At 56.6% G+C, this 15,436-nt stretch carries 14 protein-coding genes; 4 read left to right on the plus strand and 10 right to left on the minus strand.

Translation table 11 applies throughout. From position 1 onward, the window contains the following. Window positions 1–45: 45 nt before the first annotated feature. From ABD982_RS08055 to sdhC, 4 genes are read right to left on the minus strand one after another with little or no spacing between them, the layout of a single operon-like run. Window positions 46–831 carry a succinate dehydrogenase iron-sulfur subunit gene (locus ABD982_RS08055; RefSeq protein ID WP_345446280.1) on the minus strand — a complete coding sequence of 262 codons (786 nt, stop codon included), beginning with the start codon at window positions 829–831 and terminating at the stop codon, window positions 46–48. A 1-nt stretch (window position 832) separates the two neighbouring features. Further along, complete coding sequence (gene sdhA / locus ABD982_RS08060) at window positions 833–2,596, minus strand: succinate dehydrogenase flavoprotein subunit (protein ID WP_345446282.1); 1,764 nt, start codon at window positions 2,594–2,596, stop codon at window positions 833–835. A gap of 41 nt (window positions 2,597–2,637) precedes the next feature. Next, entirely contained in the window at window positions 2,638–3,123 is a 486-nt protein-coding gene (gene sdhD, locus ABD982_RS08065; protein ID WP_345446283.1) for a succinate dehydrogenase, hydrophobic membrane anchor protein, read from the minus strand. A 3-nt stretch (window positions 3,124–3,126) separates the two neighbouring features. Then, window positions 3,127–3,507: a succinate dehydrogenase, cytochrome b556 subunit gene (sdhC, locus tag ABD982_RS08070; protein WP_251380631.1), complete on the minus strand. Its 381-nt coding sequence runs from the start codon at window positions 3,505–3,507 to the stop codon at window positions 3,127–3,129. Window positions 3,508–3,820: 313 nt separating this feature from the next. Between sdhC and ABD982_RS08075 the strand changes: the two genes are divergently transcribed. Then, on the plus strand, window positions 3,821–4,930 hold the full coding sequence (locus ABD982_RS08075) for a mannose-1-phosphate guanylyltransferase (protein ID WP_345446285.1): 1,110 nt from the start codon (window positions 3,821–3,823) through the stop codon (window positions 4,928–4,930). 95 nt (window positions 4,931–5,025) lie between these two features. Beyond that, on the plus strand, window positions 5,026–6,354 hold the full coding sequence (locus ABD982_RS08080; protein ID WP_345446287.1) for a hypothetical protein: 1,329 nt from the start codon (window positions 5,026–5,028) through the stop codon (window positions 6,352–6,354). A gap of 69 nt (window positions 6,355–6,423) precedes the next feature. Here ABD982_RS08080 and ABD982_RS08085 read toward each other — a convergent pair whose 3' ends face one another. The 3 genes from ABD982_RS08085 to ABD982_RS08095 all read right to left on the minus strand — a co-directional run bounded on the left by ABD982_RS08085 (window position 6,424) and on the right by ABD982_RS08095 (window position 8,553). Beyond that, the gene (locus tag ABD982_RS08085) at window positions 6,424–6,960 is read right to left on the minus strand and encodes a 2'-5' RNA ligase family protein (protein WP_345446289.1); all 537 of its coding nucleotides are present in this window, start codon (window positions 6,958–6,960) and stop codon (window positions 6,424–6,426) included. A gap of 15 nt (window positions 6,961–6,975) precedes the next feature. Further along, entirely contained in the window at window positions 6,976–8,010 is a 1,035-nt protein-coding gene (trpS, locus tag ABD982_RS08090) for a tryptophan--tRNA ligase (RefSeq protein WP_345446336.1), read from the minus strand. Between the two features lie 90 nt (window positions 8,011–8,100). Then, window positions 8,101–8,553, minus strand: a complete 453-nt coding sequence (locus ABD982_RS08095; protein ID WP_251380627.1) for a hypothetical protein — start codon at window positions 8,551–8,553, stop codon at window positions 8,101–8,103. A gap of 74 nt (window positions 8,554–8,627) precedes the next feature. Here ABD982_RS08095 and ABD982_RS08100 point away from each other — a divergent pair, with 74 nt between their 5' ends. After that, a complete protein-coding gene (locus ABD982_RS08100; protein WP_345446292.1) occupies window positions 8,628–9,338 on the plus strand; it encodes a GntR family transcriptional regulator in 711 nt (236 codons plus the stop codon). Here ABD982_RS08100 and ABD982_RS08105 read toward each other — a convergent pair. Together ABD982_RS08105 and glyA are read right to left on the minus strand one after the other, a co-directional pair. Continuing rightward, window positions 9,335–10,222 (minus strand): bifunctional methylenetetrahydrofolate dehydrogenase/methenyltetrahydrofolate cyclohydrolase, encoded by an 888-nt coding sequence (locus ABD982_RS08105; RefSeq protein ID WP_345446294.1) that lies wholly within the window; start codon window positions 10,220–10,222, stop codon window positions 9,335–9,337. The genes ABD982_RS08100 and ABD982_RS08105 overlap by 4 nt on opposite strands. Before the next feature lie 2 nt (window positions 10,223–10,224). After that, a complete protein-coding gene (gene glyA / locus ABD982_RS08110) occupies window positions 10,225–11,508 on the minus strand; it encodes a serine hydroxymethyltransferase (RefSeq protein WP_345446296.1) in 1,284 nt (427 codons plus the stop codon). A 435-nt stretch (window positions 11,509–11,943) separates the two neighbouring features. Between glyA and ABD982_RS08115 the strand changes: the two genes are divergently transcribed. After that, a complete protein-coding gene (locus ABD982_RS08115) occupies window positions 11,944–13,659 on the plus strand; it encodes a substrate-binding domain-containing protein (RefSeq protein WP_345446298.1) in 1,716 nt (571 codons plus the stop codon). A 127-nt stretch (window positions 13,660–13,786) separates the two neighbouring features. Here ABD982_RS08115 and purH read toward each other — a convergent pair whose 3' ends face one another. Continuing rightward, entirely contained in the window at window positions 13,787–15,391 is a 1,605-nt protein-coding gene (gene purH / locus ABD982_RS08120) for a bifunctional phosphoribosylaminoimidazolecarboxamide formyltransferase/IMP cyclohydrolase (RefSeq protein WP_345446300.1), read from the minus strand. Window positions 15,392–15,436: the final 45 nt, after the last annotated feature.

A 15,436-nucleotide genomic window follows, 5' to 3' on the forward strand; every position in this document is an offset into this window, starting at 1 on the left:
TGATGGCAGGTGAGACACGGCGGCGTCCTGTAGATGCTCTAGCGGCTAGAGTGAGCGGACAAGAATTGCCTGCTTGACCTCGGCGATAGCCTTGGTGATTTCAATACCGCGGGGGCAAGCCTCGGTGCAGTTGAAGGTGGTGCGGCAGCGCCAGACGCCTTCTTTGTCGTTGAGGATTTCTAGTCGCATATCGCCGGCGTCATCGCGTGAATCGAAGATAAAGCGGTGGGCGTTGACGATAGCTGCCGGGCCGAAGTACTGGCCGTCGGTCCAGAAAACGGGGCAGGACGAGGTGCAGGCTGCGCAGAGGATGCACTTGGTGGTGTCATCAAAGCGAGCACGGTCTTCCTGGGACTGGTAGCGCTCACGCTCAGGCTCGTGGGTGTCATTGACCAAGAAGGGCATAACCTCACGGTAGGCCTGGAAGAAGGGCTCCATATCGACAATGAGGTCCTTCTCGCAGGGCAAACCCTTGATGGGCTCAACGGTAATCGGTTTAGCCAGATCGAGGTCCTTAATGAGGGTCTTGCAGGCTAGGCGGTTGCGGCCGTTGATGCGCATGGCATCCGAGCCGCAGATACCGTGTGCGCAGGAGCGGCGGAAGGACAGCGAACCGTCAATCTCCCACTTAATCTTGTGCAGGGCATCCAGTACGCGGTCGGTGCCGTACATGGTGAGCTGGAATTCGTCCCAGTGCACTTCTGCCGACAGTTCGGGGTCGTAGCGGCGTACCTGAACGGTGATGTCAAAAGTGGGCGTTGCGCCCGCGCCACCGGTTTCAGATGCTAACTGAACCTTTGATTCTGGTTCACGTGCTTCAAAATCAGCCATTTTAGTACTTACGCTCCATCGGTTCGTAGCGGGTGAAGGTCACGGGTTTGGTGTCGAAACGCAGACCCTTGATGCCTTCCATCTCGGTGGTCTCATCGCGGTAGACCATGGAGTGCTTCATGAAGTTAGCATCGTCGCGGTCGGGGTAGTCCTCGCGGAAGTGACCGCCGCGGGATTCCTTGCGGTGTAGGGCAGCGACCGACATAACCTTGGCAAGTTCCAAGAGGAAGCCCAGTTCAACAGCTTCGAGCAGGTCCAGGTTGAAGCGCTTGCCCTTGTCCTGGATCTGGATGCTCTTGTAACGCTCTTCGAGTTCAACAATCTTGTCGACAGCGTTGTGGATGGTCTCTTCGGTGCGGAATACCTGCATGTCGGCGTCCATAACATCCTGCAGTTCCTTACGGAGCTGACCTACTTTTTCGGTGCCTTCGCCGTTGCGGATCTGATTGAGCAGGGCGAGGGTTTCGTCAGCTGCATCATCGGACACAGGCAGGAAGTCAGCGCTTGCAGCGTACTCTGCAGCGTACATACCGGCGCGCTTGCCGAAAACGTTGATATCCAGCAGGGAGTTGGTGCCCAGGCGGTTTGAACCGTGTACAGATACACAGGCCACCTCACCGGCTGCGTAGAGACCGGGGATGATGTCTTCTGAGTTGGCGTGAACCTCAGCCTTGATGTTGGTAGGGATGCCACCCATTGCGTAGTGAGCGGTGGGGAACACAGGCACAGGCTCGGTGTAGGGTTCAACACCCAGGTAGGTGCGTGCGAACTCGGTGATGTCCGGCAGCTTCTCATCGATGTGTGAGGGTTCCAGGTGGGTAAGATCCAAAAGGACGTAGTCCTTGTTGGGGCCACAGCCGCGACCTTCACGCACTTCGTTAGCCATAGAGCGGGCAACGATATCGCGGGGTGCTAGGTCTTTAATGGTCGGCGCGTAGCGTTCCATAAAGCGTTCACCGTCGGAGTTGCGCAGGATGCCGCCTTCACCGCGGGCTGCCTCTGAGACCAGGATGCCCAGACCAGCCAGGCCGGTCGGGTGGAATTGTACGAACTCCATATCTTCCAGGGGAATGCCGTTGCGCAGGGCAATCGCCATGCCGTCGCCGGTGAGGGTGTGGGCGTTAGAGGTGGTCTTGAAGATCTTGCCACAGCCACCGGAAGCGAAAATGATGGACTTGGCCTGGAAGACATGGACGTCACCGGTTGCCAGGTCGTAGGAGACCACGCCAGCGGGGCGGCGGACGCCGTCCTCATCTTCAACCATGACCAGGTCGAGCACGTAGTACTCGTTATAGAACTCAACGTTGTGCTTAACGCAGTTCTGGTACAGGGTCTGCAGAATCATGTGGCCGGTGCGGTCTGCTGCGTAGCAGGAGCGACGCACGGGTGCTTTACCGTGGTCACGGGTGTGACCACCAAAGCGTCGCTGGTCGATGCGTCCTTCAGGGGTTCGGTTGAAGGGCAGACCCATCTTTTCAAGATCCAGCACAGCTTCAATGGCTTCCTTAGCCATCACCTCTGCTGAATCCTGGTCAACAAGGTAGTCCCCGCCCTTAATGGTGTCAAAGGTGTGCCATTCCCAGTTGTCTTCTTCGACGTTGGCAAGGGCTGCGCACATGCCACCCTGAGCTGCACCGGTGTGGGAGCGGGTAGGGTAAAGCTTGGTGAGAACAGCGGTGCGGACGCGCTGACCAGCTTCAATTGCTGCGCGCATGCCGGCGCCACCGGCACCAATAATCACGACATCGTACTTATGTACCTGCATTAGTCAATGCTTCTTTCTTCAGTGTCTCGTTCTTAGAAAACTTAGGGGGCTGCGCAGAAGGACGCAAGAAGCTCGGGGTCAGCACCAGCGGGGCAGGGGTCAAAGGTAAAGATGACCAGGGTGCCCAGAAGAATGACGAAGGCTGAGGCGAGGAAGAGCGCAACTTTAAGAATGAAACGTACGCCGTCCTTCTCTGCATAGTCATCGATGATGACGCGCATACCGTTGGTGCCGTGAAGCATAGCTAGCCAGAGCAACAGCAGATCCCAAACCTGCCAGAAGGGGTTAGCGAGTTTACCGCCCACGAAACCGAAGTCGATGCGGCGCACACCTTCGCCCATCATGAGGTTGACAAAGAGGTGACCGAAAATCAGTACAACCAGCAGCACACCGGAGATACGCATGTAGAGCCAGGCTGCCATCTCAAAGTTGTTGCGCTTAGAAGATGAACGGTTGTACTTAACGCCCGAAATGCTGTGATCGCGGCTACGGGGAACAGAAATCTTAGTTTTCAGCGGTGTTGCCATGGCCTAGTGACCCCCAAATACGAGCATTGCGTGACGGATAATGAAAGGAATCATGACGACTGCCCAGAGAACGAGCACTCCCCACAGCATGCCCTTCTGGTTGCGGGCACCGTTCTTCCAGAAATCAATGAGGATGATACGAATACCGTTAAAAGCGTGATAAACGATAGCTGCAACTAATACAGCTTCACCGGCACCCATAATGGGGTTCTTGTAGACGCTCATAACGGCGTTGTAGGCCTCCGGAGATACACGGACTACCGCGGTATCAAGGACGTGGACCAGCAAGAAAAAGAAAATAGCAATACCGGTAATGCGGTGGGCAACCCATGACCACATACCTTCGCGGCCACGGTACAGCGTGCCCTTGGATGTATTCGGCACTGAATAACCTCCTGTGTAATGCGGTTGAAGCAGCTCTAATCTGCCTGCGCGAGCTACCCGCACAACAACCTAGTGTGTGTTCTACTCAACAGTTAGATTAGCAGGTTTTCAGGAGTGATAATGACATTGTGTCAGTCAGACCCTTAGCTCATTTACCGGAAATTAGGGCAATTTTTAATGACTTTATTGCCTTTTTCTGCGCGATACTGCAGGGTAGCCCACGGGGTTCACAGCTACACGCCCCCCAAGGGTGGACCTACACTTCTCTAACATTTCAGCAATATGACGTTATTTATCGGTACACTTAGACACGATGAGAACACCACTTGAACGGTTCTACCCCCTCATTCCGGCCGGCGGAGTGGGCTCACGTCTCTGGCCCCTCTCTCGTGCGGTAGAACCTAAATTCCTTCTTGACCTGACCGGAACAGGCTCTTCCCTGCTTCGTGCTACCTATGATCGGCTAGTTGATCTTGCAACCGACGGGGTCATGGTAATTACCGGCGAGGCCCACGCTAATGCTGTCACCCAGCAACTGCGTGAACTCCGGGGCTCAGACCTCGTCCTCGAACCATCGCCCAGGGATTCTGCCGCAGCTATTGGTCTTGCCAGCGCAATTCTCTACCAGCGGGACCCCGAAGCAATTATCGGTTCCTTTGCTGCTGACCATGTGATTGACCCGGTTGAAGACTTCCAGGCGGTAGTTCGTGAAGCTATTGCTGCCGCTGCCACCGGCAAGGTTGTCACTATCGGTATCGAGCCAACCGAACCCTCCACCGCTTTTGGCTACATTAAGGCCAGTAAGAGCTTGGGTGCCAAGGATGCCCCCCATGCTCTTGCCGTCGAGGAGTTCGTGGAAAAGCCGGATGCCCAGACCGCAAGCGCTTATCTTGCAACCGGTGATTACACCTGGAATGCAGGCATGTTCGTAGCCCCAGCCCAGCTCATGCTGAAGCATATTGAAGCTAATGAGCCGGAGCTTTACGCAGGGATCATGCAGATTGCCGGCGCCTGGGACACCCCAGAACGCGACGCCACCATGAACAGAGTCTGGGACACCCTACCCAAGACCGCCATTGACTATGCTGTGGCGGAACCCGCTGCAGCAGCAGGTGATGTCGCCATGGTTCCCGGCTCCTTCAGTTGGGACGATGTTGGTGACTTTGACGCGGTTGCTCGCCTGAATATCGAGAAAACCGGCGACGATCTCTTTGTCCTGGGTGATAAAAATAATGTCATCACCGAGGATTCCACCGGAATTATCGTCAATAACACCCACCGTAAAATTTCGGTGATTGGTATTTCTGATGTGGTGATTGTCGATACCGCTGATGCACTCTTAGTCACCGTAAGAGATGACGCACAGAGCGTGAAAAACACCGTTGCAAAGCTCAAGGAACAGGGATTGAATAACCTGCTTTAGGCTAAAACAACACTGGAACGGGAGCCCATTAAGGTGGTTCCCGTTCTTTTTAATCTTCTTATGCAAATGATTCTCATTTAAGTTATGCTGTTTTTATGCATACACCCAAACACCAATCAACCCTATCGGCCGTCATTTGCATTGCCGCTTTTGCGCTGGCAGGCTGCAGTTCGGCATCCCCTTCCAGCACCCTAGCTACCAATTCACCGGCAACCTCTAGCGCCGTAGCCCAGACGGAAATTAAAGAAGCATCAGCACCCTCCTCCCGCCTAGCACTTACCTATGATGGCGGGGTCATGGTCCTAGATGGCAAGACCTTCGAGGTACTCAAAACCATTGAAAAAGAAGGTTTTTTGAGGCTTAACCCCGCTGGGGATAACCGTCACATGGTAGTGGCAGATGGCAACTCCTACACCATGCTGGACATGGGCGCCTGGACGCAGGAGCACGGGGACCACGACCACTACTACACCACCGCTCCCACCCTTACATCACTGAGCTTTGCAGCCGAGGGTACCGGCCACGTTATAGTGGATCACGGCAAAAGCGCGATGTTTGCCGATAAAACCGGCACCTTCGACATCTATAACCCAGCCGACCTGACCGGCGAAGATCAGCGTACTGTCTCCACGCTTGAAACAACCTCTGTGACCCTCCCTGAGCCCCATCACGGCCTAGCTATTCCACTGGAAAATGACCGCTACCTGGTAGCCGTGGGCAACGATGAAGAGCGCAGCGGTGCAGCTGTGGTCGATGCTGAGGGCAAGACCATCGTTGAAAACAAGGAATGCCCGAGTCTTCACGGCGAGGCAGTTGCGGCAGATGGCATCAACACCGTAGGGTGCCAGGACGGTGCCCTCATTTACAAGGATGGTGCTTTTATTAAGGTCAGCAACTCAGAAGACCCATACTCCCGCTCAGGAAACCAGGCAGGTTCTAAGGCCTCCCACTTTGTCCTAGCTGACTACAAGACCGATAAAGAGGCTGAGCTTGAACGCCCCGAGCAGTTCTCTATCATCGACACCGAAGCTGAAACCCGCACCAAAGTAGCACTACCTGAGGGTGTTTCTTACACCTTCCGCTCTCTAGCCCGCGGTGAGCAGGGCGAACACTTGCTGCTCACCACCGACGGCAAGCTACGTTTCTATGCTGAGGACGGCGCTGAACTGGGCGCTGTTGATGTTATGGACTCCTGGGAAGAATCTACCGTCTGGCAGGACCCCCGCCCTGCTATCTGGGTGGATGGTCACACCGCTTATGTCACCGACCCCGCCAGCAAGAAACTACACATCATTTCCCTAGCAACAATTGCTCAGGGCGAAGCTGAAGTCTTTGAATCAGTTGACCTACCTGAGGTTCCTAATGAAATCAACGGTATCTCACGCACCGCAACTACAAAAGTATCAGCAGAGGTAGAGCACTAGCTCCTTCACCGATAAACACCGCCGCCTGGCCGAATAAACGGCAGGGCGGCGGGGTTTTAGCCTGCGATGCTAGCGCAGGCTGACATCGGCTAGATGGTGCCAGGTTTCCCCTGTATAGCGGTTGACCTGTAGCTGATCGATAGTAAAACCGGCGAGCTGTGCATCAAGCCCGGCAAAATCACGCAGAGACCTAGCTAGAGCGGCCTCTTCAAGACCATGAGCTAGAGTCAGATGCGGTTCATAGGAGAAGGGCGATTCTGATTTCCCCAGAACTTCGACGCAACGGCTGTGGAGGTATCTAAAGCAGTCCGCCCCGCGGGCTAAGGGCAGATAGGTGACCGGGCTAGCCGGTTGAAAGGACTCAGGCTCCCCCAGGACCACCTCAACTGCTCCGTGCCCAGCCAGGGCAGCCTCTAGCTGCACAAGCTTCCCCTCACCCGCGGTGTCCCGGGCAATAAGAAGGGTGATATGGCAGCTCTCGGCAACCGCGCCCACCATACCGTGCTCACGCCGCCACTTAACGATACGCTCGGCAAGGGGCGGGGGCACCCGAGCAATAATACTCAGGTACCCACCACCGGTCAGCAGGGTTGGTGACACCGCCACTGTTTGCGCCCCTACCTATTGGGCGGGCAGGAAGCCCACGGCGTCGTAAACGTTCTTAATCGTCACCGAAGCAATCTCGCGAGCCTTGCCAGCACCGATTGCCAGCAGACGGTCCAGCTCTGCAGGGTCATCCATGAGCTCTAGTACGCGAGCGCGGATGGGAGAGAGCTCTTCGACCACGATTTCTGCCAGATCAACCTTGAGATGACCGTACATCTTGCCCTCGTAGTCAGCGACGATGCTGTCAACATCGCGGCCGGTGACGGCGGAGTAGATGGAGAGCAGGTTGGAGACCCCTGGCTTATTCTCGCGGTCATAGGAAATCTCTGTGCCCGCGTCGGTGACCGCTGACTTGATTTTCTTAGCGGTCTTCTTGGGGTCATCGAGCAACCAGATGATGCCCTTGTCGGTGGCTGCCGACTTGCTCATCTTGTTGCCCGGCTCCTGCAAATCGTAAATCTTGGCAGTCTCTTTGAGTATCTTGGGCTCCGGCACTACAAAGGTGTCGCCAAAGCGGGAGTTGAAGCGCTGAGCAAGGTTGCGGGTAAGCTCCAGGTGCTGACGCTGATCCTCACCCACCGGCACGACGTCCGCCTGGTAGAGCAGAATGTCAGCGGCCATAAGAACGGGGTAGGTGAAAAGACCTACCGAGGCGTTATCAGTACCCTGCCTGGCTGCCTTGTCCTTAAACTGGGTCATGCGCGCTGCTTCGCCGTAACCGGTAATGCAGTTCAGCACCCAGGCAAGCTGAGCGTGCTCGGGTACGTGAGACTGCACAAAGAGTGGGGTCTTTTCGGGGTCAATGCCCGCTGCGATGTACTGGGCAGCTGTCTTGCGGGTGCGTTCTAAAAGTACCGCGGGGTCCTGAGGCACGGTAATGGAGTGCATATCGGGGATGAAGTAGAGGCAGTCGTGGTCCTGCTGCAGGGTTACCCAGTTATTAACGGCCCCAATATAGTTACCCAGGTGCATAGAATCAGCTGAGGGCTGGGCGCCCGAGAAGGCGCGGGGAGCGCTGGTATCTACATGATCAATAGAGGCTTTTGACATCTGTTCAGGCTGTGAGGTGCTCACGGGGTTTCCTTTGTGCTGAAAAAGCTGGGCTTTCAAGCTGCTAGTCGGTGGGGTTGGCCTTGGGGCTTACGCGCCTTCTTTGGCAAGCTCCATGCCGTTTTTGGCGGTGAAGTTAATGGTGTCCAAGGCTCGGTCAATCATGTCGCGCGAGTGAGCATCATCAGCTTCGAGCTGCTCAGCAATAACTTTGGACTGGACTAGGCAAATCTGGAAGGAGTGCGCCAGTTTTTCGGTATGTACATCAGCTTCATACTCTGCCCGCTTCTCTGCGTGGGTTTCATAGGCCTTACGCTGGGCAGTCAACGTCCGGTTGACGCTCACCAGTAAATAGATAGCTAAGCCCAGCCAGGCAGTGATAACACCCGCTAGAATCCACCCCAGGACTGACTCCTCATGGGCTGCCTGCAAGATTGCCCATACCAAAAGGAGCACCAGAATTCCCATACCGATGCTTGCTCCAATGAGCACGGTTTTATTATTTTGCTGCTGCGCTGTGTTCTCTGAGCCGTTTGTTTGCATGCTCACCATTATGTCAAAGGAAATAGCGGCGTAGTGAACTGCCCGAGCAGTTTTTCAGCACCTAGACTGGAAGTATGACCGGTATTACACGTGAAACCAAGTATGTTCAGGTAGCGCGTTTGGTAAAGGAACGCTATATCAAGCCCCAGCCGCCCCACTCCCCCTTGCCCGCGGAGCGCGAGTTGCAAGCTGAGTTTGGGGTGTCGCGAGATACCGTGCGGCGAGCACTGCGGGTGCTAGCTGACCGTGGGCTGGTCTATCACGTTCAGGGGTCGGGCACATTTGTTGCTGCACAGCACAACACCGTGAGAGCACCGTCTTTGCATCCCTTTACCGAGGATATGAAGGCCCGCGGTCACAGGCCTCAGTCGGTAACAATCTCCTGCCAGATGGTGGTTGCTCCGCCGCTCGTTGCCAGAGATTTAACCCTGGACGCCGGCGCAAAGGTCATTGAAATGAAGCGCCTGCGCAGCGCTGACGGGGCTCCAGTCGCACTGGAGACGGCCCATTTTTTGCCCGAGGCTTTTGCCCATCTACAACCCGAGGTGAGCGGATCCCTCGATGCACAGCTGCGCCGCAGCGGATATAGTGTGGAATCAGCTCTCCAGCGCATCTCGGCTACTAACCTCACAAAACAGGAGGCCATCTGGCTAGAAGTGCCCCAGGGAACCGCTGCCCTACGCGTCGAAAAAGTTGGTTTTACAAGCCGCGGCCTGGCGGTAGAGAGCACTCAGACCCTTTACCGCGCAGACCGCTATGACTTTGAAGTGCAGGTGGAACGCTAAGCGGCATCCGCCATACGCTCAGCGGTTTCAACCACGTTGACTAGCAGCATAGCCCGGGTCATGGGGCCGACGCCGCCGGGGTTGGGTGAGTACCAGCTAGCCTTAGCAACGGCCTCCGGGGAAACATCACCGGTCAGCTTCTTCTTACCAGTCTCGGCATCCTCAACTCGTGAGACACCAACATCCAGCAAGATGGCGCCGTCCTTAACCTGGTCGGCTTTCACCGCGTGGGGCACACCCACAGCAGCAACAATCACATCTGCCTCGCGCAGGGCTGCGCTGACGTCCTCGGTGCCGGTGTGCACCAGGGTAGCAGTTGCGTTGACTTCCTTACGAGTCAGTAGCAGACCTAGAGGACGACCTACGGTAATACCGCGGCCCAGTACCGCCACTTTCTTGCCCTTCCAGGAAATTCCGTGGCGCTCCACCAGCTCAATGACGCCGTTGGGGGTGCAAGGGAGAGGTGAATTTAGCTCATCCCCCACGTTCAGCACCAAGCGACCCAGGTTAGTGGGGTGCAGACCGTCCGCGTCCTTCTCGGGTGAAATCTTCTCAAGAATACGGTGGGTGTCGATGTGTTTGGGCAAGGGTAGCTGAACGATATAGCCGGTGCAGGCAGGATCGTTGTTGAGCTGATCCAGCTCTGCTTCCAACTCTTCCTGGGTGACGGTCTCGGGCAGCTCCACGCGGATGGAGGCAATACCCACCTCTTCGCAGTCACGGTGCTTACCACCCACGTAGGAGTGTGAGGCAGGGTCATCCCCCACCAGAACGGTGGCCAGACCGGGGGTTAGTCCGCGCTCTTTGAGGGCAGCAACGCGCTCGGCTAGCTCCCCCTTAATGGTGGCTGCAGTTGCCTTACCGTCAAGAATCTGAGCAGCCATTCTTACCATTCCTCAATGCCGGAGTAGAGAGGGAACTTCCCGCACAGGGAGGTGACGCGTTCACGCTGTGCAGCAACGTCCACACCAGGCTTGAGGGTTTCAGCGATAATATCTGCAACCTCGGTGAAGGCCTCAGCGTCAAAACCGCGAGTTGCCAGCGCAGGGGTACCGATACGCAGGCCGGAAGTCACCATGGGCGGGCGGGGGTCGTTAGGAATCGAGTTGCGGTTCACGGTAATGCCTACCTCGTGCAGCAGGTCCTCTGCCTCTTTACCGTTAATCGCAGCGTTGCGCAGGTCAACCAGTACCAGGTGTACATCGGTGCCACCGGTTAGAACGCTAATACCCGCCTCAGCGACATCTGGCTGAGATAGGCGCTCTGCAAGAATCTTAGCTCCCTCAAGAGTGCGCTGCTGGCGATCCTTGAACATCTCAGAACCAGCAATTTTGAAGGCGGTTGCCTTACCTGCAATAGCGTGCATGAGGGGGCCGCCCTGCTGACCGGGGAATACCGCCGAATCAATCTTCTTCTTGAGGTCTTCAATGCACATGATGAAGCCCGAGCGGGGGCCAGCCAAAGTTTTATGCACGGTTGAGGACACCACGTGGGCATAGGGTACCGGTGAGGGGTGTAAGCCGGCAGCGACCAGACCCGCGAAGTGCGCCATATCAACCCAGAGGTAGGCTCCCACCTCATCAGCAATCGCACGGAAGGCAGCAAAATCTAGCTGGCGAGTGTAGGCACTCCAGCCGGCAATAATCACCTTAGGCTTTTCCGCCAGAGCCAGCTCACGAACCTCGTCCATGTTCACCCGGCCGGTCTCTTCATCTACGCCGTAGGCAACCACTTCATAGAGTTTGCCAGACACATTCAGCTTCATGCCATGCGTCAGGTGACCACCGTGGGCTAAGGATAGGCCCATAATTTTATCCCCGGGGGTGAGCAGAGCATGCATCACCGCATTATTCGCCTGGGCGCCAGAATGCGGCTGGACGTTAGCGTGGTCAGCACCAAAAAGCGCTTTAGCGCGGTCAATAGCTAGTTGCTCCACCACGTCCACGTGCTCGCAACCGCCATAGTAGCGGCGCCCCGGGTAGCCTTCAGCGTACTTGTTGGTCAGAACGGAACCCTGCGCTTCAAGAACCGCGCGCGGGGCAAAGTTCTCTGAAGCAATCATTTCTAGGGTGTTCTGTTGGCGGCCCTGCTCAGCAGCAATCGCTTCAGCAATTTCAGGGTCTACCTCCGCCAGGGGCAGATTGGTCACGTTCGGGGAAAGGTTGGTCATGCCACATCCTTTGGTGTAGTGAATCAGGCGCTGCCCGGCACAAGGGGCAGACTCCCACCCGTAAAAAGGTGGGGTTCTAAGGATTAAGTGTATGTGAGCTGTGCCCCGTCTGCTCAATTGAGACATGGCTATCTGAGAAATTGCGGCAGATTGTCCGCTCCGGGTAAAAAGAGACCGAGCTACCTCTACAATTTCGGAACGGCGATTTTGCATATATTCTTGACTGAACTTACGGCACGTTCCCTATTTTTAGGACACCTTGATTGCCCAGGTGCGCCGGTGCATCCACGCATAGACATACCCTTTTGTTGCTAGACTTTGAAAGAATATTATGGCGCACTAGGGAACACGCGCCAACTATGCCCCTTTTGCCTGACCTACTAGGCATAGGTGCCCGCACATGTATTCAGTATCGTCATGGGGGAAGGCAATACCGTGGATAGCTCACAGTCGCGGCGCGCAGTGCGCGAGCAACAACGAAAGAAAACCATCCGGAAATGGGTAGCCACTGCTGCAGCAGCTACTATTCTGCTTTCGGGCGGAGGAGTAGTCGCTCATCTTCACGTTGAAGGTGAGAATAGGGGAACCTCGCCGTCTCAGCAAGCTCTACCTCCTGAGTGCGCTACCACCCGGAACGTCACCGTTGAGACCACGCCAGCCATGGCACAGGTTCTTGAAAAAATCCCGGTTGATCCAGAAAAATGTATCACCCTTGATGTAAATATCGGTGAGAGCTCGGAAGAGGTGCTTTCGCAGGCAGCGAGCGGTAGCTCATATGCCAACCTGTGGATCCCTGATTCTTCAACCCGTGCCACGCTGGCCATGGCCGACGCCAAAACCGAGCTGACCCCCATCTCAGATTCACTGGCTCAAACGATAGCGGTGGTGGTTACCGCAACTGATACCCCCCGCTTCCACCATTGGACCGATGCCCTCGCTGACGGCAACGCCGCAAAAATGGGGGATCCTCAACAAAATTCGGGTGCTTTCGCGGCATTCATGTCGGGAATTGCTGAAGTATCAGCTGGTCACAGTTCCCCCGAGAAGCTCGTTGAAGGTACGGGCCTGCGTGCCACCACCATTGGCGTGGACGGCGAACCCCCCACGTCCGAAGATTTACTCACACAGGTTGAGAAGGGCGAAATCCCGGCAGCGATAGTTACCGAGGCTGTATTTACCCGCTACCGCGCAGAACACGGCGGTGAATCCCTCAAGGCAACCGCGCCGGGTAGCAGCTCAGCGATACTGGATTTTCCGCTCTACAGAACCTCGACCAGCACCAATAGCACCATCGACGACGCCGCCGCACAAATCAGCAATTTTATGGCAAGCGATGAAGGCCGCCAGGCCCTTTCTGAGGCAGGCTTGCGGCCCACAGGGCAGGAAGCTCTAGAGGATGGTGGGGCTCTAGGCAGTGTCACCCCGCTGACCCAAACCAATCCCGAAATCTTGAAGCGGACCTGGCTGAGTTACTCCATGCAGTCCGCCCCTCTGAACGCTTTGGTTATTCTGGATGCCTCGGGGTCTATGCTGACTCCCGTAGAGGGGACCGATAAGACCCGCATGGATCTCACGGTGGACTCCGCTCTGGCAGGGTCACAGCTCTTCCCAGCTCGTGATTCTATAGGTCTTTGGAAGTTCTCCCGTAATCTCGCATTACCCGATGGCTGTACCGCCGATTACCAGAAACTGGTACCGGTGCGTGGTATGGAGGAAGAGGTCACCGATGGGAAGACTCAACGTGAACTCCTTCAGGAGGCTGGAACCAGCATCTCAGGGTCTATCGGGAGCACCGATCCCACCGCTTTGCATGACACCCTGCTAGCGGGCTTCCGAGAGTTAAAAGAACATTACGAACCCGGGGCAGCCAACGTGGTCATTATGCTAACCGATGGTGAGAACTACGATGAGGGTTCCATCTCTCAAGAGGAACTTATCTCCACCATCCAGGCTGAGCAGGATTCCGATGAGCCTGTTTTCATCCTTCTGATCGGTATTTCGCAGGACGCTAACATGGAGGCGCTCCAGACCATCGCGTCGGCCACCGGCGGTGAGGCCTACCCGGCGCTCTCCCCCACTGACGTTCAGGTGATCTTCTCTGAAGGCTTGACTCAGGTTGCTGCCGAAAAGGCGAAGGAAGCAACCCAGTAAACCAGCGGGTCCTTCTGTGTGCAAGGGCTGTTGGTGGAAGAAGTGGCGGGATGGAGGGCAAAATTCCGAGCGAGCGATGGATATAAATTTTGCCCGGAATCGGTGCCCGCCATCCAGCGGAAACTTCTTAGTGGAAGAAGTGGCGGGCACCGGTAAAGTACATGCTCACCCCAGCCTCTTGAGCCGCTGCGATGACTTCTTCGTCGCGGATGGAGCCACCGGGCTGAACGACGGCGCGCACTCCGGCGTCCAAAAGTACCTGTAGGCCGTCTGCGAAGGGGAAGAAGGCGTCTGAGGCAGCTACTGCCCCTTGGGCGCGTTCGTCTCCGTCGGCCAGGGTGTTGGCGCGTTCTACCGAGAGGCGGCAGGAGTCTACGCGGTTGACCTGGCCCATGCCGATGCCCACTGCAGCACCGTGGTTAGCCAGCAGGATGGCGTTGGACTTAGCTGAGCGTAGTGCCCGCCAGGCGAAGGCCAGATCTGCTAGGGTTTCTGCGTCGACGGCTTCGCCGGCAACCAGCTGCCAGTTTTCGGGTGCGTCGCCCTCTGCGTTCAGGCGGTCCGCCTGTTGAATGAGGGCCCCACCTGAGATCTGGCGGTATTCTAGGGTATCCAGGGCGAAGTCGGCGGGTAACTGCAGGATGCGCAGGTTCTTCTTGCTTTGCAGAATCTCCAGTGCTTGAGCGCTGTAGGAGGGGGCAATGATGACCTCGGTGAAGATGCCCTTGACGGTTTCTGCCATGGCTGCGGTGATCTCGCGGTTAGCGGCAATAACGCCGCCGTAGGCTGAGAGGGGATCGCAGGCGTGTGCTTTAGCGTGCGCGTCAGCAATTGGGTCAGCAGCACTGGCTGACCCAACAGCGATACCGCAGGGGTTGTTATGTTTGATGATGGCAACGGCAGGCTCATCAAAGTCGTAGGCGGCGCGCAGGGCGGCATCGCCGTCCACGTAGTTGTTGTAGCTCATGGCCTTGCCACCGAGCAGAGTTGCCTGAGCAATGCCTGGGGAGGCGGCGGCGTTAGTGTAGAGTGCGCCTGCCTGGTGGGGGTTTTCGCCGTAGCGCAGGGTGTCGGTCAGTTCAAAGGAGTTCCCTGCGAAGGGCGCCCAGATTTGCTCGTCATCGGTTTCAAACTGGGCTGCGGTCCAGGTGGCAACAGCGGTGTCATAGGCTGCGGTGTGGGCGAAGGCGGCGGACGCCAAGGCGCGACGCTGAGCTAGGTTGAAACCCCCGTTTTTGGCAGCTTCCACCACGGTGTTGTAGCGGGCCGGATCCACCACGATAGCTACAGCGTCGTGATTCTTAGCAGCGGCACGCACCATGGAAGGCCCACCGATATCGATTTTCTCGATGATGGCGTCCTGATCAGCGCCGGACTTCACGGTATCGACGAAGGGGTAGAGGTTCACGACCACCAGGTCAAAAGCTTCAATGTCCATCTCTGCCAGAGTGTCGATGTGCTCCTGCTTGCGACGGTCAGCCAGGATACCAGCGTGGACGCGGGGGTGCAGGGTCTTAACGCGGCCCTCTAGGCACTCGGGGAAACCGGTCACATCTGAGACTTCCGTGACGGGCACGCCAGCTGCAGCGATGGTGGAGGCAGTGGAACCGGTGGAGACAATCGCGACCCCGGCTTCGTGCAGACCCTTGGCAAGATCTTCAAGGCCGGTCTTGTCAAAAACAGAAATGAGAGCGCGTTTGAGAGGTACGCGATCCAGCTGAATGAGGCTCACTAATGAACTCCGTTTCTTGTGCTGCTTGGGGCAGCAGGTGGTTGA

This window comes from Rothia endophytica (genome assembly GCF_039543885.1).
Lineage (GTDB): Bacteria > Actinomycetota > Actinomycetes > Actinomycetales > Micrococcaceae > Rothia > Rothia endophytica.

Coding starts and splice junctions, on each gene's coding strand:
- sdhD (WP_345446283.1), bottom strand. CDS start 3,123: ATGGCAACACCGCTGAAAACTAAGATTTCTGTTCCCCGTAGCCGCGAT.
- ABD982_RS08105 (WP_345446294.1), bottom strand. CDS start 10,222: ATGGCTGCTCAGATTCTTGACGGTAAGGCAACTGCAGCCACCATTAAG.
- sdhA (WP_345446282.1), bottom strand. CDS start 2,596: ATGCAGGTACATAAGTACGATGTCGTGATTATTGGTGCCGGTGGCGCC.
- ABD982_RS08055 (WP_345446280.1), bottom strand. CDS start 831: ATGGCTGATTTTGAAGCACGTGAACCAGAATCAAAGGTTCAGTTAGCA.
- ABD982_RS08100 (WP_345446292.1), top strand. CDS start 8,628: ATGACCGGTATTACACGTGAAACCAAGTATGTTCAGGTAGCGCGTTTG.
- ABD982_RS08095 (WP_251380627.1), bottom strand. CDS start 8,553: ATGCAAACAAACGGCTCAGAGAACACAGCGCAGCAGCAAAATAATAAA.
- ABD982_RS08075 (WP_345446285.1), top strand. CDS start 3,821: ATGAGAACACCACTTGAACGGTTCTACCCCCTCATTCCGGCCGGCGGA.
- trpS (WP_345446336.1), bottom strand. CDS start 8,010: ATGTCAAAAGCCTCTATTGATCATGTAGATACCAGCGCTCCCCGCGCC.
- ABD982_RS08080 (WP_345446287.1), top strand. CDS start 5,026: ATGCATACACCCAAACACCAATCAACCCTATCGGCCGTCATTTGCATT.
- glyA (WP_345446296.1), bottom strand. CDS start 11,508: ATGACCAACCTTTCCCCGAACGTGACCAATCTGCCCCTGGCGGAGGTA.